Raw genomic sequence first — 18753 nt, forward strand, 5'->3', positions numbered from 1 at the left:
ATTTTTGCACCGCTTTTTCCATAAGCAGACGCATTAATGATGTGCATGCTGTTTGCCCAACCAAAAGGAAGGGAGGACTGAGTACCATATTTATTAACGTAAATTATTTAAAATGAAATCAGTAGTAATTAAAGGAGAATTAAGAAGTTCTCTTGGAAAGAAAGACGCAAAAAAACTTCGCGCAGAAGAGAAAGCTCCTGCAGTATTGTATGGTGGCGAGCAGCCAATTCACTTCGCAGTTTCTTTTGCCGAGTTAAGACAATTAGTTTATACACCAAGCGTATACCTTATCGACCTTGACATTGATGGTACTGTGTATAAATCAATTATGCAAGACATTCAGTGGCACCCGGTTGAGGAATTAGTGCTTCACGTTGATTTCCTTGAAATCAAAGATGATAAACCAGTAAAAATCAACATTCCTGTAAAAATTGAAGGTTTTGCTAAAGGTTTAAGAAAAGGTGGTAAATTAAACAGTACACTTCGTCGTTTGAGCGTAAGAGCTTTGGCTGAGAAATTGCCTGATACCATTAATATTGATGTAACAAAACTTGATATCGGCCAAAGTATTAAAGTGGCAGACCTGAATATTCCAGGAATCGAGCTGTTAGATCCTAAATCGAATGTTATCGTTGGTGTTGGTATTACAAGGGCTGCAAGATCTGCTGCCGGTGCCATGGTTGACGACGATGAGGAAGAAGAAGAAGAAGTGGCAGCTGAAGAAGCTGAAACACCGGAATCTTCAGAAGAATAAATTATATTCAAGTGAAATGAGTCTTGCTTAAGCAAGGCGAATCATCTGAAATAAAACTAAAAACAGATGAAATACTTAATTGCCGGACTCGGTAATATAGGACCAGAATATAAAAATACTCGCCATAATATTGGCTTTCAAATATTGGACGCACTCGCTGAGGCGTCCAATATTAGTTTTAGCGATAAGCGTTACGGTTTTGTGGCTGAATATAAGTTCAAAGGCCGAACGTTTATTTTGCTAAAGCCAACCACCTACATGAATCTGAGTGGACGGGCAGTAAATTACTGGTTACAACAAGAAAAGATAGATATAAAAAACATGCTTGTGCTGGTTGACGACCTGGCATTGCCCTTTGGCACGCTCAGAGTACGTGCAAAAGGCGGAGCCGGCGGACACAATGGGCTCGAAAACATTAATCAGGTGCTGGGACGAAACGATTATGCTCGTTTACGTTTTGGTATTGGCGACGATTTCCATAAAGGCCACCAGGTAAACTACGTGTTAGGCGAGTGGTCGAAAGAAGAGCAAAAGGAATTGCCGTTTAAAATCGACGATTCCATTGAAATAATAAAAAGCTTTGGAACACTTGGTGTCGAGCGCACAATGAATTTCCATAACAAAAAATAGATGGCTGAAGGAGTTCGCATAGATAAATGGTTGTGGGCCGTGCGGATTTTTAAAACCCGCAGTCAGGCTACCGAAGCCTGTAAAAAAGGCCATGTAACAATTGGTGATTCAGTGATAAAAGCCTCGCGCGAAGTGCATGTTGGCGAGGTAATAAAAGTGCGGAAATCGCCAATTACCAAAAGTTTTAAAGTGTTGGCGCTTACCGGAAAAAGAATGGGAGCCAAACTGGTTACTGATTTTGCCGAGGATGTTACGCCACCCGAGGAAATAGAATTGCTCGAGATACAAAAAAACATGCGCTGGAGTGTTCGCGAAAAAGGCACCGGGCGACCAACCAAAAAAGACCGCCGCGATTTGGATGACTTTTTTGAGTGGTAAGAGATTGAAGGATTGAAGGACTGATTCTGGATACTGGATTCTGGATACTGGATACTGGATACTCGTAACTCGCGGCTCGCAGCTCGAAACAAAAAACAAAATTATGCTTGTAGCAAAACAAAAACGAAAAGAGAATATTGCCGAATACATCTTGTATTTGTATCAAATTGAAGACATGATCAGGGCTTTTAAACTGGACATGGAGCTTATCGAGGAGCGTTTGGTAGCCAATTATAAAGCTGATGATAAAACCAAAGCTGCCATTACCGATTGGTATGCCAATTTGGTGCTGATGATGGATAAAGAGCAGATCAGGGAGAAAGGGCATTTCCAATTTCTTACTAACCTGGTTTCGGATGTTAACGATTTTCATCTAAAGCTGATGGAAACCTCGAAAGACGGTATGTACGTGCAAACCTACAAAACTGTTGCGGCGCTGGTGTCGGAGTTGAAAGAGAAAAATCCGGAAGCGAAAAATGATGTCGACTTGGGAATTACCGCTGTATATGGTTTTCTGCTGCTTAAAATGCAACAAAAAGATATTTCGATTGATACCCTGGAAGCCATAAAACGTATTAGCAAATGGTTGGGCGTTTTATCGAAACTATACCGCGATTTTGAAAACGGTGATTTTGATTTCTAAAAACATTTTGCTTAACTCCCCAAAACACTGTTCTCAATCCCTTTCTATTTTCAGATACTCCTGCTATAAAAATAGGGCTGCGAGCTGGTAAAAATGCCTTGCGAGTAATTATTAAAGGCGTGCGAGGTATTAATAATGGCATGCGAGCAATAAAAAAACACATGCGAGCTACTAATAAACAGGTGCGAGCTATACTCGCATGGCAATAATTATTACTCGCTCATTTATATTTGTACCTCGCACTGTATTAAAGTTACCTCGCACGTGAATATTTATAGCTCGCACTACTTTTTATATACTCGCAGGGTAATATTAAATGCAGGGAAGGGGTTTATGCATTAAAAAGTACGGCAACTGGTTCTTTTTCCAAACCATTTGTAGCGATTATTAGCTACAAAACGATACAAACTATCGCGCCAGCTTTTAGGTAGTAGGTTAAACGCAGTTAGCCAATTCCACGGAGCTTTTAGGTGTTTACAGATTTCAAGTACTGCATCCGATTCAGAAAATAGCTGATTTTTTTGAATAAGCACTACGGTGTTAATTTCAAGCGGCAAATCAAACTCCTTTAAAATTTGTTGCCCTTCTTCCGATTGTAGTGCCAGAAGCTTAAAATCGTTCTCCTGCGCTTTCTCTATAATGAAATCGACGGCGGAATTACAGAGCTTACAAATCCCGTCAAAAAGAATTATTTTTTGATCTTGCTTCACATGAGTTTAACAACCAAGTTGCCCGAGAGTTTGAAAAAGGCAAGGTTCCTGCTTTTCCAAAGCATGTTTAGAAATGCATTCTGCCAATGACGATACGTTGAAACAAGGAGTCACCAAATAATTAATATTGGTATTTCTAAAATAATTCCGGAAAATAAGGATGCAAATCCAGCGGATCATCCATCATTTCCATCTGTTTTTTAAGTTTTACTATAAGTTCGTCCTTAACTGTTTTAAAGGCGGCATTCTCAGCCCGGTCATTCATTTCCAGCGGATCGTTGTTCAGTTCAAAAAGCAGTATTTTTTTTGCATTCGGGTAAACAATTAGTTTGTAATCATCGCTGCGAACCATACGCTGCAATTCTGTATAGGCACCGTATATTTCCGGATATGAACTTTGATTGGCACTTTTATCGATCAACGGAATTAAACTGTTAAACTCCACGTACCCTGGTTTGTAAACACCGGCCAAATCAAGCGAGGTAGCCATTAAATCCTGGAGATAGACCTGCATGTCGCGTTTTTCGTTTTCAGGAATATCCGGCCCCACAACAATTAACGGAACACGCATGCTGTGGTCGTACATATTTTGTTTCCCAACCAGGCCGTGGTGCCCTACTGAAAGTCCATGGTCGGCACTAAAAAGTATGTAGGTGTTTTTGTCCAGCCCGGTTTCCTTTAGGTGAGTGATAATACGGCCAATCTGTTCATCCATGTGGGTAATAATTGCATAGTACTCCTGGCGATGAACCTTGATGGAATATTCGGTGCGGGGAAAAGGTGCCAATCGCTCATCGCGCAGGTCGGGGCCACAACCGATACTGTCTTTGTAAGGGTACAGCTCCAGGTAATTTTCTGGCACAGAAATATTCTCCAGGGGGTACATATCCACAAATCGTTTTGGCGACTGGCGCGGATCGTGCGGTGCATTAAAAGCCAAGTACATAAAAAACGGATTTTCGCTTTGTTTGGCCATGTTCAGGTAATCGATGGCATTGTCGGCCACTACTTCGCTCCAGTGTTTCCCTCCGCTCCAATATCCGCCATATTTTTTGTGCCAGGGTAACCAGGTAGTATCTTCCGGCATTTGAGGCCTGTTGTAAGCTTCGGGTACCGATGGAGGCATACCGGGGCGCACATGACGCACATGCTGAAAAATACTGTCGGCTGCCATTTTTACGTGCCATTTTCCGGTCATATAAGTGTCGTAACCCGCATTCTGCATTAAAAGACTCCAGAACTGATTATTGGCTTTCATTTCGGGGTAATTTTTTTCCGACTCTTTGGCGCGCCATATAAATCGTCCGGTATTCAGCATACATCGACTGGCCACACAAATGGCTCCGTTCCAGCCACCCATATTATAGGCATGGGTAAAGGTTACACCCGAATGGGCCAGTTTATCCAGGTTGGGAGAAATCACTTCGGGATTGCCCAGGGCTGAAATGCCTTCGTAAGTTTGGTCGTCGGCAAAAATGAACAGGATATTGGGCTTTTTATTTTCTTGTGGAGTCTCGTTGCAGGAGACAAATAAAAACAGCACTGCAGTAACAGCAAAAATTAGGTTTTTCATTGTTGATTAGTTTGCTGCTATAAATTTAAAAATATTTGGGAATCTACGGAGATCAGAAGAAGGGGATTCAGGTTAAGTGATTAGTGACTCAGCCCCATCAGCCAGGTTCGGTCACTCGCGATTAACATTTTATTTATTTGTAGAAAAATCTTTTATCAATCCCAGGGCTAACCAGTTAGCCACAGCCTGGCGGTTGTCGGGTATAACCAGACGTTTTACATCGCGCTCATGGTTCATATTCCCCAGTTCAATAAAAACAGCAGTAGGCCAGGTATTTTTAACCACGTATAAAGGTCGGGTTGATACTGTACCTGTGTAACCGCGATTAGGCTGAACTTCGTGGTATTTTTTTTCAATGGTGTCGCGAAGAATTTTACATGCTTTTTCACCGGTTTCACTGCGTTTGTCGTGATAGAAAAAGATATCGATATTCTCGCCTTTGGACCTTGAATCCACATGCACCGCAATCATACGCTGAAAAGCTCCCTTGTGCTTTTTATACAGACTATTCACCGCGTCAGTGCGTTGACGCAATCGACGGGTATGATTTAGAGGGATAGTGAGATTGGGATAACAAACTTCATCCTTGTCAGCTTTCAGAGTAACTGCATCTCGAATTCCGTCGTTTTTATCGCGGGTAATCATATAAACTGTTGCGCCTTCTTCTATAAGACGGCGAGCCAGTCGCAAAGTAACATCATAAGCATATTCATCTTCACATACCAGATTCCCATTATATTTTCCTACGGCACCAGGATCAGGGCCTCCATGGCCACCAACCAGGTAATACACTGCTCCTTTTAAATTGTTACTTAAGATCTCAATATCGGCATATTCGCTGCCAAAAATATCGTAATGCACCATTTTTCCAGTTCCTTTTGATGGTGTGGAACCTGATGCAGGCGTTGTCGGCAGTTTTGCTGTATCAGGAAGTTTGTATTTTACACCGGCAAGCAAGGTGTTATTTTTCCCCAGATTGGTTTTGTTTAAAGTAATAAAGTCATCCATATACTCGGCTGATGATAAGCCGTGTCTGGTTAGCAAACGGTAAATTCCATCGCCTTTTAGTGCAACAACTTCCTTGGTTTGCGAAAAGCTGTTTAAGGGAAGCAGAAATATTGCTAAAAATAATACCAAAATTATTATGGTAACTGATTTAATATGTAAGTTTAACCCGAACATGTTCACTACTATTTTGTTTCCTTTGCACAACATTTAATGCTAAAATAGAATTAACGGAAAAAATTATAATTTATTTATGCGACAAACTATCAGCTATCTGTTGTTAATAACTTGCCTGTTATTCACTTTTTCGTGTAAAACACAGTTTGTTCAAAAAAGTTATGAAATCGAGAATGTTTCTGTCTCAGAAGAAGTTGGAACAATGGATAGTGCTATTGTAAAGCTTTATTCTCCATATAAAAACATACTCGAAAAAGATATGAACCGGGTACTTGCCATCTCTGAAAATGAATTGGTTAAAGACAAGCCTGAAAGTTTGCTGACAAACTTTTTGGCCGACTTATTACTCGAACAAGGTGCCATTGTGGCCAACGATCATCAACTGAATCTTACGCCTGCCGTGTCATTTTTTAACTACGGCGGCATACGGTCAACACTTCCGAAGGGGGAAATTACCGTTGGAAATATTTTTGAGTTAATGCCCTTCGAGAATGAATTGGTATTTTTAGAACTGAAAGGCGAAAAAATGCAGGCTTTTATGAATTATATTGCCGTTCATGGAGGAGGGAGTGTTGGAGGAGCACAAATGGTAATTGCCAACGATAAAGCCACTGATGTGAAAGTAGGAGGAGAGAAACTGGACTTTAATGAAAACTACTGGTTGGTAACAAATGATTATGTGGCAGCCGGTGGCGATGGACTTGAAATGTTAGCCGAAAATGAGCAGCTTATAAACAGTGGAGAAAAAATACGTGATGTGATAATCGATTATCTGGAAGAATTGGCTGGTAAAAATCAGCATGTTAACCCGAAGCTGGATGGGAGGATAAAATGATGAACAGAAGAAGATTTATAAGAAACGTTGCCGCCGGAACAGCCGGAATTACTTTAGGAGCGGTACCATACGAATTATTTGCTCACGAAGATTTTACCACTATATCGATATTACATACTAACGATATTCACTGCCACATTGAGCCGTTTACCGGCACCAACGAACGATATGCCAACAAAGGTGGTTTAGCACGAATTGCAAAATTGGCGACTGTTGAGCGTCAAAAAAATCCAAATACCTTGTTGCTCGACGCTGGCGATATGTTCCAGGGAACGCCCTATTTTAACTACTTTAAAGGCGAGTTGATGTTAAAGGTGATGAGTGAGGTCGGTTACGATGCTGGTACAATTGGAAACCACGAATTTGATAACGGTTTACAGGGTATAAAAGATCCGCTGCCAAATGCCAAATTCCCGATCATTTCTTCGAATTACGATTTCTCTGATACCATTTTATCAGGAAGTTTCCCGGAGTATAAAATTTTTAAGCGCGACGGAGTAAAAATCGGAATTTACGGTGTAGGCATCGAATTGGAAAATCTTGTTGGAAAGAAGAATTACGGAGAAACAGTTTATAACGATCCGCTGGTTGTTGTACAGAAAATGGAAAGTTTCCTGAAAAATGACAAGAAGTGTGATTTGGTAATTTGTCTTTCGCATTTAGGATTACGCTACCGCGACAACAAGGTAAGCGACATGAATCTTGCTGCGGAAACATCGTACACCGATTTGATTATTGGCGGACACACACACTCGTACCTTGAAAAACCATTGGAAGAAAAGAATAAACTCGGACAACCTGTAATTGTAAATCAAGCCTGGTGGGGTGGTCTTGTGGTTGGAAAGGTTGATTTTGTTTTCGAAAAATCAAAAGGGAATAAAAAAGCTGTTTATTCCGATCTGCTATAAAAATTCATTTGCCTATGAACCGATTTCACAGGCTATTACTTTCTGTTAGTGGTGGTGCATTGTTAAGTTTGCCCTGGCTCGGATTTCCGGGGTGGGTGCTTTTTGTTGCGTTTATTCCGCTGCTTTACCTCGAGAATTTCTTTTTCAAATATAAAGAAGGTTTTCCGCCCGTGTCGTTGTGGGGGCATGTGTTTCTTGCTGCGCTGATTTGGAATGTTTTGGCCTCGTGGTGGATGACAAAAGTTTCGTTGGCAGGAGTGGGATCTGCCATGATTTTCAATGCTTTTTTGATGTCGTTGGTTTGGTGGGCGGCTCATTCTATTCGAAGAAAATTATCGTCGCCGCTGGGTTATATTTCGCTGGTAGTATTTATAATATCACTCGAATACCTGCAGTTTAAATGGGACATTGAATGGCCTTGCCTGCAATTGGGAAGTGTTTTGGCCAATACTGTAAAAATCATTCAGTGGTATGAATTTACGGGAACTTTTGGCGGGTCGTTATGGATACTGTTGTTGAATCTCTTTCTGTTTCAGCTTTTGAGGAATATTCAGCTAAAATGTCCACTGAAAAAAACGATTACCAGTTCAACTGTATTACTGGTTTTGTTGATCGTTCCGTCAACCATTTCTTTTCGGATGTATTCCTCATACCAGGAGAACGAAAATCCAATAAACATTGTAATAGTCCAGCCCAACGTCGATCCGTATAACGAAAAGTTCGATATGGAAGCAGAAACTCAAAAACTGGATGATTTCCTGCGTTTGGCGGCCGAAGTAACCAACGATTGTACCGACTTTATTGTTGGCCCGGAAACCTTGTTTGAACATCAAAAGCTATGGAATGAAGCAACCCTTGATTCAAACACATTTTTAAATCATCTGCAAAGTTTTCTTCAACAGTACGAAAACACGGAAATGATGTTCGGGGTCTCGTCCTACAAAGTGTACGACAACGAAGAAGATATCACTTACACCGCACAGCAAAACAACGGCGTAACATACGACCGCTTCAACACGGCAATGCTTTTTAACAAAGCCGGTGAGGTCCAGATTTACCATAAATCGAAATTGGTTGCCGGAGTTGAGAAGGTGCCTTTTCAAAAGTATTTCTCCTTTCTGAAAAACAATTATATCGATTTGGGTGGTGCTTCCGGATCGCTTGGTAGCCAAAATGAAACTTCAAACCTGGTAGCCGAAAAAGCGGTAATAGCTCCGGTAATTTGTTTCGAATCGGTTTTTGGCGATTATGTAACCGATAACGTTAAAAAAGGAGCCGATGTTATTTTTGTGATCACCAATGATGGCTGGTGGAAAAATTCACGCGGCTATAAACAGCACCTGTTGTTTTCGCAATTGCGGGCAGTTGAAACGCGACGCAGCATAGCACGGTCGGCAAATACAGGAACCTCGTGTTTTATCAACCAGCGTGGTGATGTTTTACAAGCAACAAACTGGTGGCAGGAAGCCGCAATTGCCGGATCGGTTAACAAAAACGAAGCACTAACTTTCTATGTAGAACATGGCGATTTTATCGCCCGTACTTCGGTGTTTATTAGTGTATTAATGGTATTGCTGGTGTTTGTGAGAAGGTTCGCGTAAGGACAAAAAAATTCCGCACTAATCCATTGTGAAAACCCCTGTATAACAGGATTTGAGTGCCCGGTTGATCAAACTTCCACCGGTCCGAAGACTCATCCGTCAGCTGACGGACTACAAGGCCTGCTTTTACAACCATAAAGAGCTTACTCGGTTCAATTTTTTCTGTTGAGTTTACCAATTTATAGATCAATGCGGAAAATATTTTTTCTCTCTCAATGAACTCGTTTTGTATAATTCAAATGTAGGCGTAAGCTTTGGTATATGCAAATTTTGGAGGTTAATTTTGATGAATGAAAAGTTAATGTATTGTTGGATAGTTTATTAAATAGTAACGATTTTTATGAAATTTTCATCGTATTATATATGTTGCTTTACCAGTTAGATATTTATGATATATAATTGGCGATTTCGGCCCGGTTTTGATTAGTTAATTTAGAAAATAGCACTTTATTTCGTAGGAAATGCCGTTCTTGAATGATCAATTTATATACTGGAACGGATCACTTCGAATGGCTAAAAGAACTCTGTTTCGTTGGAGAAAAAACGATTAAAATTACCTGACAGGAAGGTGGCAACATGATCGGGATGTCCATCTACGTTCTTTTCCCAAATCACCTGGAATCCCATCTGTTGAAAATGGCCTACTTTCAGGTTTTGAAACGTAACACCTGCCAAAATATAATTCTTCAATTCTTCCCTTTTTTTAAAGTAGAATAACATCTTATTGATAAGGTAATAAGTGTTGTCAAGCGAATTAGAATAGATCGAATAAAAGTAAAATACCGGATTTTCTTCGTCGTAGTGGCGCGACAGATCGTTTGTGGTTATCTGATTTTCCAGCATTTTTTGATCCCTTATCTGCTTATAAACTTCGTATTTCAGTGGCAATATCGAAACATGCCCGCCGTGATAACCCGATTGGTCGCGAATAACGAAGTTTAAATCAGGTAGTAAGCGTGCTGCGGTTTTAATCACATCGCGACTAAGCGGATTACAGTTTTTCTGGTTTCGTTGGATGTAAGTAATAAAATCAAAATCCTTATCATCGGCCAGAGTTTCAATTCGTGTCGTATGCAGCTCTTCATCAGTCTTGAATTCTTTGGCACTTTTTACCACGCTCGACAACAGTGTTAGCGAGTACAACCAGCGTTTAAAGTCAAAATATACAGGAATGGGTTGTTCGGTATTCAGGTTACGAACTACCTGGTGTGGAATTCCCATGTTTTCGATCAAAATTCTTTCCTTATCAGCTTTTATCAGGCTCTCGTTTTTTTCCCAACGGATTACAGTCCGTACATCCACATCGAGCATGGCTGCAAAATCAATTTGAGTTAGCTTGCGGTGTTTGCGGTAATCTACCAGTAACTCACTTAAGGAAAAGTACTTTTTCATATCGTGTGTCATGAATTAAAGATAGTGAAAATATGACTTATATCAACCTGACATTGAGTGTCATATCCGGTTTTGCCGGTCTGCTGTATTTTTGCTTGCGAAAGTTTTTAAAGCGAACAGAATACACAGGGCTCTCGATAACGAAATCGGAAAAGAGTTCTGATTCTCAGGGGGAGGAAGATGGCCGCAGCAAAGATCTGTTCTTTGCTGATAGCCATTGACTCTTCGATTGAAAAAAGTTCAACATTCAGGAAACGGTTGAAACACAAAACAGCATAAACAATCTGGACTCCGGGTAATATAGCCGGGGTCTTTTTTTTTACAGGTTAAAGCCAAAGAAAAAAGTTCTGAATATAATCTCTACTCTTACCTTACAAAGACAAACGCACTCTGTAGACTTCCAATTTTAAATTTCCTCTGAATTGCAAATGAACTAGAATACCCATTAAATACAACTATTACCCGGATCTTCAGGTAATTGAAATCAATGGGGAGCAGGTTGAAGTAGATGCAATTGGAGTTTGGCCCAATTTGGGAATTGCTGAATTATGAATGTATAAGCAGCATCGTTACAAGTGTGAAAAATGAAGCTACCATAAGAATTGCACCAGCGGCCAGATATTTTTCAATAGTTGTTTTCATGTTTATCTCGTTTAAAAAATTGTTTCGCAGGCAAAGTTAGTACGGCAAAGGGGGAGAGTACATGACACGGAATGTCAGGTGGAGAAAAACAGGAGCGACTTTTTATTGACAAAGCAGTGAGCTAAAATCTCGTTTAGATAAAAACGAAAAAAGTCGTAACCTTTTAAATAATAGCTACGACTTTTTTATATCGTGTGATCCCACCGAGATTCGAACTCAGATCGCAAGAACCGGAATCTTGTATTCTATCCATTGAACTATGGGACCGGTATCGGCTGCAAAAGTAACAAAATTCCCGAATTTGCATCGTGCAATTGCAAGTTAGCTTACCAATAAATGTTGATAAAATCGCCCTCTTCAATCATCGCACATTTTTTTATATCGCTACATTTGTCGGCATAAAGCTATGACTATGGAGGAGAAAACAGTACTGGCCATAAAGAAGTTTAACGATTACGTTGACTCATTTACAGGGCTTAGCGAAGATCAACTTACAAATTTCGAGATAAAGAAAAATCATTCACTGCGTGTTGCTGATCTTGCTATATTATTGGCCAAAAATATGGAGCTTAACGGAACGGAAGCTCAATTAGCCTATTTAATTGGATTATTCCACGATATTGGAAGGTTTAGGCAGCTGAAGGAATACAACACTTTTAATGATGCCAAATCGGTTGATCATGCCGAATTGGGAATTGAAGTTTTACAACAAGGCGACTTTTTTAATGATTTGGATGACGGCCAGGTGGAATTGATATTCCTGGCAATCGGGCAACACAATAAGTTGGGGCTTACAAAGGACATGACGGATAAAGAACGGCTTTTTGCCAAACTTATCCGCGATGCCGATAAGTTGGATATCCTTCGTGTTATAACCGATTATTATTCCAATCCGAAGGCAACGCCAAATCATACTTTAACCTGGGAAATGCCAAAAGGAGGAACGGTATCAAAAGATGTCTCGAAACAAATATTGAAAGGCGCCCCGGTGGCAAAAGAAAGCATTACCAATGAACTTGATATTAAAGTTATGCAGCTTTCGTGGGTGTACGATTTAAACTACAGACCATCGTTCGAGTTGATGATGGAAAAACGTTACCTGGAGAAAATCTATAACTCGATGCCTAAAAACGATACGGTTATTGAAATCTATAGAAAAGTAAAGGTATTTGTAGAAAATAAGTTTATTGCCTGATGCAGAAAATCATAACGGTATCAACACTGCAACATAATATACTGGTTGACATTACTTCTGATGTGGAGGACGTAGTGAAGATGGCAGGTATTAAAAGTGGTTTGGTAAACGTTTATGTGCAGGGAGCAACGGCTGGAATTATGATTCAGGAAAACTGGGACGATTCGGTACAGAATGATGTGGTTAGCCTGATGAAAAAACTGATACCCGCTGGTGTTTGGGAGCATGATGCGCAGGATAATAATGGTGATTCTCACCTGAAAGCAGGTTTGGTAGGACCGAGTGAAACGATCCCGATCGTGAATGGGAAAATGGGCTTATCTACCTGGCAAAATATTTTTTTATGTGAATTCGACGGACCCCGAAATCCCCGAAATATTGTTATTACCTTAATCGATTCTGAAAAATAATGGCGAACAGGCTGGTATGTATGTGTAATTTTGTTGATGAAGCAGAGATTAAAAAACTGCTGGTAAAAGGAGCCGATTCTACTGCTCAGATTCAATCGTTAACACGCGCCGGAACATCCTGTGGTCGTTGTTTGCCTGTTATTGATGGTTTGGTGGAAGAGCATTTAAAAACAAAACCCAAGCCACAACAAGGTAAGCTGCGACTCGGGTTCTAAACACAACATCAAAATATTTTTTCTAGAAGTATCTTGGCGATACAACTTCTTCTTTCTTAAATCTTAGTTCGTAGGAGATCATTACTTCGTGGGTTCCATTGCTGTAATGTTTCATATTGCTGGTAGCAAAATCAATAGCATATCCAACACGTAATTTTTGGTCAAATATCCATTGGGCAATAAAACCGTAAGAAGATCCTGTACGATACATGGCTCCGAGCCAGAATTTCTCCTTAATAAGGAAGTTTCCTGTTAGGTCGAACTGAAGCGGAGTACCTGTTTCAGATGTAAACGATGCCTTGGTAAACATGGTCGGTTTGAATTTTACATTCTCACCCATATCAAAGACGGCACCTGCAATCAGGAAATAGTGGCGTAATTCTCCTTCAACTGAAAAGCTTTCCATATCATTCTCAAAGGTAGTGCTCACTAATTTCGGAACTGAAAGACCTACATAAGCTCTTTTGCTGTATAAAAAGGCACCTACACCAAAGTTTGGTTTGAATGCATTTTTTATTTCACCAGCAAAATTAGGATCGCCCGGATCTAAAATGGTATACTCTGCTAAATTGTTCGAGTAGTTGGTAAAACCACCTTTTAGTCCCAACCTCAAGTTTGTTTTTTCGCTAACAGGAACCAGGTATGAGTAATCGGCAAAAACATAAAAACGTTTTTCCAATCCGGTTTTATCGTTAAGTACATTTAAACCCAGCGCAACACGTTCATTTTTTAGTGGAGCCTGTATCGAAAATGTATAAGTCGTGGGTGCTCCGTCCCAACCGGTCCACTGATGACGTCCAAGAGCCATAAAGCCTACCGATTCCCATGTACCGGCATAAGCCGGGTTTATGGTTTGTGTATTGAACATGTATTGCGTAAACATCGGATCCTGTTGGGCATTTGAGGTAAATGCTGCTACTACTATTGCCAGAATCCCTAAACCTTTGATTATATTTAATTTTGCTTTCATCATTTTAAATTTTTTCAGATTGGACATTCATTAATTAATCAATTAATTATTTAGGAATACGAATCCAGTAATAGGTTCTTTACTTCCATCGTTAAAGTACAGGATGTAGTAGTAGGTTGCTGTTGGCAACTGATCGTTACCTACTTGCATATCGTGCATCGATCTGCCGTCCCACCATGCATCAACATCTCCCCAGTAGTCTTCATTTCCATAACGTTCCTGCTCATAAACCAGGTTACCCCATCTGTTAAAGATTTCTATTCTGGCATCAGTGAAATCGTCTCCGAGTACTCTTTCTTCATCGCCACCCTGATCGCCTGTACAGTAAATCATTATTTTGAAATAATCATTGTAACCATCCTGGTTAGGAGAGAAACCATTTGGAATAACCGGTTCTCCACATGCAAACTGTTCAGGTACTGGTCGGTCATCAACCGCATCCCTCCAGTCGCGTACTCCGTCCTCATCTGTATCCTGCAGATATGCATCGGAACCGATAGCATTTAATCCGCGCGACCATCCTTCGGTAATGGCATTGTAAGTATCGTATGCGTCATCCAGACCATCCCGGTCGGCATCGCTGCCAATGAAGCTTACATCTGCAATAGAGTCATTCGGGAATTCATCCCAACCTTCAATATTGTCGTCTTCTCCTTCGTTATCAGTATTGGTATCCAGATAGTCTGGTGTACCATCTAAGTCCATATCCCAAGGTTCGTAAGTAATACCATTGTTTGCAGGATCGTAGGCATCATCCCATCCATCGCCATTTGAATCTGTTCCCGAAGGAAGGATATAGTCATATTCTCCATCTTCTGCAATTGTTGATTGCCACTCGATGTTATCAACGATACCGTCATTGTCAGAATCAATGTCCAAACGGTCTACAATACCATCGCCATCTGAATCCAATGATGTTTGATCAAGTGCATTTTCTTCCTCAATAATATCAAGAATACCATCGTCGTCATCGTCAATATCATCGTTATCAGGTACGCCGTCGCAATCGCTATCAAGAAGAACGTGAATAGTTACTTCAGCAGTGTCGCAGTTTTCAGTATTAACCGTGTGGCATACTGAGTAAGTGAATGTAATTATAGCTTCGTTAGCTTCTTCATTCACATAAAGTAAATCACCATCTGTAACACTCACGCCGTCCGGCAGATCGGTAAGAATATTAAAGCTTACATTTTCACGGGTAACTCCTTGGTCGTTGGCAAATAGGTCAATATCTCCTGTAACCGTTCCACCCGGGCAGAAAATTAAAGTAAGAATATCAGCATTGGCTCTGAACGGTTCGAAACCACAATCAGCTTCACCTTCTTCTACAGTAACTTTAGCGGTGCATGTTGAAACGTTTCCGCATTCATCGATTGCAGTTAATGTAACTTCGTTTTCACCAACGCTGCCACAGAAGAATGTCTCCTGACTGATAAACATCGTGTCGATACCACTACAAGCATCAGTTGTACCGGCGTTGATATCATCAACAGTTATGGTTGCAACACCATTTGCATCTAACTGGACAGTAATGTCGTTGCAGGTAACTTCAGGAGCTGTGTTATCCGAAACAGTTACTGTCTGTGTAAATGAAGTCTCATTATCACAGTCATCAGTAGCAGTCCAGGTGCGAGTTAATGTATAACTGTTTGCACAGTCACCGTTAGTTCTGGTTTCAGTAAATACAACCGGAACATCCGAATCGCAATTATCAGAAGCAGTCAGCACTACAGCCTCAACAATTGCATCACACTCAGCAGTAATTTCTACTGTTGGTAATGTTTCGTTGAAAGCCGGAGCTGTGTTGTCAGAAACAATTACTGTCTGTGTAAATGAAGTTTCATTACCACAGTCGTCAGTAGCAGTCCATGTACGAGTTAATGTATAGCTGTTTGCACAGTCACCGTCAGTTCTGGTCTCAGTAAATACAACCGGAACCTCGGTATCACAATTGTCAGAAGCAGTCAACATTACAGCTTCCTCAACGCCATCACACTCAGCAGTAATTTCAGCTGTTGGTAATGTTTCGTTGAAAGTTGGAGCTGTATTGTCCGAAACAGTTACTGTTTGAGTAAATGAAGTTTCATTCCCACAGTCGTCAGTAGCAGTCCAGGTACGAGTTAATGTATAGCTGTTTGCACAGTCACCGTCAGTTCTTGTTTCAGTAAATACAACCGGAACATCCGAATCGCAATTATCAGAAGCAGTCAGCATAACAGCTTCAGCAACCGCATCACACTCAGCAGTAATTTCAGCTGTTGGTAATGTTTCGTTGAAAGTTGGAACTGTGTTATCCGACACAGTTACTGTCTGTGTAAATGAAGTTTCATTACCACAGTCGTCAGTAGCTGTCCATGTACGAGTCAAAGTATAGCTGTTTGCACAGTCACCATCAGTTCTGGTCTCAGTAAATACAACCGGAACCTCGGTATCGCAATTGTCAGAAGCAGTCAGCACAACAGCCTCAACAACAGCATCACACTCAGCAGTAATTTCAGCTGTTGGTAATGTTTCGTTGAAAGTTGGAACTGTGTTATCCGACACAGTTACTGTCTGTGTAAATGAAGTTTCATTACCACAGTCGTCAGTAGCAGTCCATGTACGAGTTAATGTATAGCTGTTTGCACAGTCACCGTCAGTTCTTGTTTCAGTAAATACAACCGGAACATCCGAATCGCAATTATCAGAAGCAGTCAGTACAACAGCCTCAACAACGGCATCACACTCAGCAGTAATTTCAGCTAGTGGTAATGTTTCGTTGAAAGTTGGAGCTGTGTTGTCAGAAACAACCACAGTTTGTGTAAATGAAGTTTCATTACCACAGTCGTCAGTAGCTGTCCAGGTACGAGTTAATGTATAGCTGTTTGCACAGTCACCGTCGGTTCTTGTTTCAGTAAATACAACCGGAACATCCGAATCGCAATTGTCAGCAGCAGTCAGCACGTCAGCCTCAACAACGGCATCACACTCGGCAGTAATTTCTACTGTTGGTAATGTTTCGTTGAAAGTTGGAGCTGTGTTGTCAGAAATAGTTACTGTCTGCGTAAATGAAGTTTCATTACCACAGTCGTCAGTAGCAGTCCATGTGCGAGTTAACGTAAAGTTGTTTGCACAGTCACCGTCAGTTCTTGTTTCAGTAAATACAACCGGAACATCCGAATCGCAATTGTCAGAAGTAGTCAGCACAACAGCCTCAACAACGGCATCACACTCAGCAGTAATTTCAGCTGTTGGTAATGTTTCGTTGAAAGTTGGAGCTGTATTGTCCGAAACAGTTACTGTTTGAGTAAATGAAGTTTCATTACCACAGTCGTCAGTAGCAGTCCAGGTACGAGTCAAAGTATAGCTGTTTGCACAGTCACCGTCAGTTCTGGTCTCAGTAAATACAACCGGAACCTCGGTATCGCAATTATCAGAAGCAGTCAACATTACAGCCTCAGCAACGTCATCACACTCAGCAGTAATTTCAGCTGTTGGTAATGTTTCGTTGAAAGTTGGAGCTGTGTTGTCCGAAACAGTTACTGTTTGAGTAAATGAAGTTTCATTACCACAGTCGTCAGTAGCAGTCCAGGTACGAGTCAAAGTATAGCTGTTTGCACAGTCACCGTCAGTTCTGGTCTCAGTAAATACAACCGGAACCTCGGTATCGCAATTATCAGAAGCAGTCAACATTACAGCCTCAGCAACGTCATCACACTCAGCAGTAATTTCAGCTGTTGGTAATGTTTCGTTGAAAGTTGGAGCTGTGTTGTCCGAAACAGTTACTGTTTGAGTAAATGAAGTTTCATTACCACAGTCGTCAGTAGCAGTCCAGGTACGAGTCAAAGTATAGCTGTTTGCACAGTCACCGTCAGTTCTGGTCTCAGTAAATACAACCGGAACATCGGTATCGCAATTATCAGAAGCAGTCAACATTACAGCCTCAGCAACGTCATCACACTCAGCAGTAATTTCAGCTGTTGGTACTGTTTCGTTGAAAGTTGGAGCTGTGTTGTCAGAAACAGCTACCGTTTGTGTAAATGAAGTTTCATTACCACAGTCGTCAGTAGCAGTCCAGGTACGTGTTAAAGTATAACTGTTTGCACAATCACCGTCAGTTCTGGTCTCAGTAAATACAACCGGTACCTCGGTATCGCAATTGTCAGAAGCAGTCAGCACAACAGCCTCAGCAACGTCATCACACTCAGCAGTAATTTCAGCTGTTGGTAATGTTTCATTGAAAGTTGGAGCTGTGTTATCCTGGATAGAATAGCTTGCAGAAGTGGTACTGATGTTTCCACAGGCATCTGTCGCGGTGAAAGTAACGGTTATTGCTCCACCATCGCATTGTACATTTTCATTTTCGCCATAGTTGTGGCTCCAGGTTACATCTCCACAATTATCAGTTGCAGTCGCTCCTGCGTGGTTTGCTAACCAATCACTCAATTTGTTTGCCGGATCGATTCCGCATTCTACGTTAATGTTGGTTAGGTTAATGTTGTCAATAATTGGAGCCTGAGTATCGTCAACAGTAATGGTTTGCTGAGCAGTAGTTTCGTTTCCGCAAGCATCGGTAACAGTATAAGTTCTGATGATTGTCCAGGGGCATTCGCCGGTTGGTTCAGCATCAGAGCTGGTAACAACAAGATTATCCGTACCACATGCATCGGTAATTGTTAAGCCGTTAGCGGTAAGGTAAGCCAAAGTATTTGTAGCAGGAGTTGCATCAGCAGGGC

The 18753-nt window shown here is 41.0% G+C and carries 16 protein-coding genes and 1 tRNA gene; 10 read left to right on the forward strand and 7 right to left on the reverse strand.

Annotated features, from left to right (window positions below; genetic code table 11):
* Positions 1–112: 112 nt before the first annotated feature.
* From G4420_RS09415 to G4420_RS09430, 4 genes are all read left to right on the forward strand, one after another.
* Positions 113–754, forward strand: coding sequence for a 50S ribosomal protein L25/general stress protein Ctc (locus G4420_RS09415; RefSeq protein WP_163323389.1), 642 nt, complete (start codon positions 113–115; stop codon positions 752–754).
* Positions 755–820: 66 nt separating this feature from the next.
* Entirely contained in the window at positions 821–1384 is a 564-nt protein-coding gene (gene pth / locus G4420_RS09420) for an aminoacyl-tRNA hydrolase (RefSeq protein WP_163323390.1), read from the forward strand.
* Entirely contained in the window at positions 1385–1762 is a 378-nt protein-coding gene (locus G4420_RS09425; protein ID WP_163323391.1) for an RNA-binding S4 domain-containing protein, read from the forward strand.
* 103 nt (positions 1763–1865) lie between these two features.
* Entirely contained in the window at positions 1866–2405 is a 540-nt protein-coding gene (locus G4420_RS09430; protein ID WP_163323392.1) for a DUF4924 family protein, read from the forward strand.
* A gap of 338 nt (positions 2406–2743) precedes the next feature.
* On the opposite strand, the gene G4420_RS09435 is transcribed toward G4420_RS09430, so the two are convergent.
* The 3 genes from G4420_RS09435 to G4420_RS09445 all read right to left on the reverse strand — a co-directional run bounded on the left by G4420_RS09435 (position 2744) and on the right by G4420_RS09445 (position 5870).
* Positions 2744–3115 carry a thiol-disulfide oxidoreductase DCC family protein gene (locus G4420_RS09435; RefSeq protein WP_163323393.1) on the reverse strand — a complete coding sequence of 124 codons (372 nt, stop codon included), beginning with the start codon at positions 3113–3115 and terminating at the stop codon, positions 2744–2746.
* A gap of 136 nt (positions 3116–3251) precedes the next feature.
* Positions 3252–4688, reverse strand: coding sequence for a sulfatase-like hydrolase/transferase (locus G4420_RS09440; RefSeq protein WP_163323394.1), 1437 nt, complete (start codon positions 4686–4688; stop codon positions 3252–3254).
* Between the two features lie 129 nt (positions 4689–4817).
* On the reverse strand, positions 4818–5870 hold the full coding sequence (locus G4420_RS09445) for an N-acetylmuramoyl-L-alanine amidase family protein (protein ID WP_163323395.1): 1053 nt from the start codon (positions 5868–5870) through the stop codon (positions 4818–4820).
* Between the two features lie 76 nt (positions 5871–5946).
* Between G4420_RS09445 and G4420_RS09450 the strand changes: the two genes are divergently transcribed.
* From G4420_RS09450 to lnt, 3 genes are read left to right on the forward strand one after another with little or no spacing between them, the layout of a single operon-like run.
* A complete protein-coding gene (locus tag G4420_RS09450; RefSeq protein ID WP_163323396.1) occupies positions 5947–6705 on the forward strand; it encodes a 5'-nucleotidase C-terminal domain-containing protein in 759 nt (252 codons plus the stop codon).
* Positions 6705–7613 (forward strand): bifunctional metallophosphatase/5'-nucleotidase, encoded by a 909-nt coding sequence (locus G4420_RS09455; RefSeq protein ID WP_163323397.1) that lies wholly within the window; start codon positions 6705–6707, stop codon positions 7611–7613. The genes G4420_RS09450 and G4420_RS09455 overlap by 1 nt, the downstream gene beginning before the upstream one ends.
* 14 nt (positions 7614–7627) lie before the next feature.
* The gene (gene lnt, locus G4420_RS09460; RefSeq protein WP_163323398.1) at positions 7628–9214 is read left to right on the forward strand and encodes an apolipoprotein N-acyltransferase; all 1587 of its coding nucleotides are present in this window, start codon (positions 7628–7630) and stop codon (positions 9212–9214) included.
* A 513-nt stretch (positions 9215–9727) separates the two neighbouring features.
* On the opposite strand, the gene G4420_RS09465 is transcribed toward lnt, so the two are convergent.
* Together G4420_RS09465 and G4420_RS09470 are read right to left on the reverse strand one after the other, a co-directional pair.
* Positions 9728–10606: a helix-turn-helix domain-containing protein gene (locus G4420_RS09465; protein ID WP_163323399.1), complete on the reverse strand. Its 879-nt coding sequence runs from the start codon at positions 10604–10606 to the stop codon at positions 9728–9730.
* Between the two features lie 837 nt (positions 10607–11443).
* Positions 11444–11515 (reverse strand) — tRNA-Arg (locus tag G4420_RS09470).
* 145 nt (positions 11516–11660) lie between these two features.
* Here G4420_RS09470 and G4420_RS09475 point away from each other — a divergent pair.
* The 3 genes from G4420_RS09475 to G4420_RS09485 are packed head-to-tail and all read left to right on the forward strand — an operon-like array spanning position 11661 to position 13068.
* Positions 11661–12443 (forward strand): HD domain-containing protein, encoded by a 783-nt coding sequence (locus G4420_RS09475; RefSeq protein WP_163323400.1) that lies wholly within the window; start codon positions 11661–11663, stop codon positions 12441–12443.
* Positions 12443–12853: a secondary thiamine-phosphate synthase enzyme YjbQ gene (locus G4420_RS09480; RefSeq protein ID WP_163323401.1), complete on the forward strand. Its 411-nt coding sequence runs from the start codon at positions 12443–12445 to the stop codon at positions 12851–12853. Before G4420_RS09475 ends, G4420_RS09480 begins: the two co-directional genes overlap by 1 nt.
* A complete protein-coding gene (locus G4420_RS09485) occupies positions 12853–13068 on the forward strand; it encodes a (2Fe-2S)-binding protein (RefSeq protein ID WP_163323402.1) in 216 nt (71 codons plus the stop codon). Before G4420_RS09480 ends, G4420_RS09485 begins: the two co-directional genes overlap by 1 nt.
* A 22-nt stretch (positions 13069–13090) precedes the next feature.
* Here G4420_RS09485 and G4420_RS09490 read toward each other — a convergent pair whose 3' ends face one another.
* Together G4420_RS09490 and G4420_RS09495 are read right to left on the reverse strand one after the other, a co-directional pair.
* Positions 13091–14041, reverse strand: a complete 951-nt coding sequence (locus tag G4420_RS09490; protein WP_163323403.1) for a PorP/SprF family type IX secretion system membrane protein — start codon at positions 14039–14041, stop codon at positions 13091–13093.
* A gap of 39 nt (positions 14042–14080) precedes the next feature.
* On the reverse strand, positions 14081–18753 hold a 4673-nt coding region (locus G4420_RS09495), incomplete at its 5' end, for a gliding motility-associated C-terminal domain-containing protein (RefSeq protein WP_163323404.1).

This window comes from Draconibacterium mangrovi (assembly GCF_010586825.1).
In the GTDB taxonomy this organism is placed as follows: Bacteria; Bacteroidota; Bacteroidia; order Bacteroidales; family Prolixibacteraceae; genus Draconibacterium; species Draconibacterium mangrovi.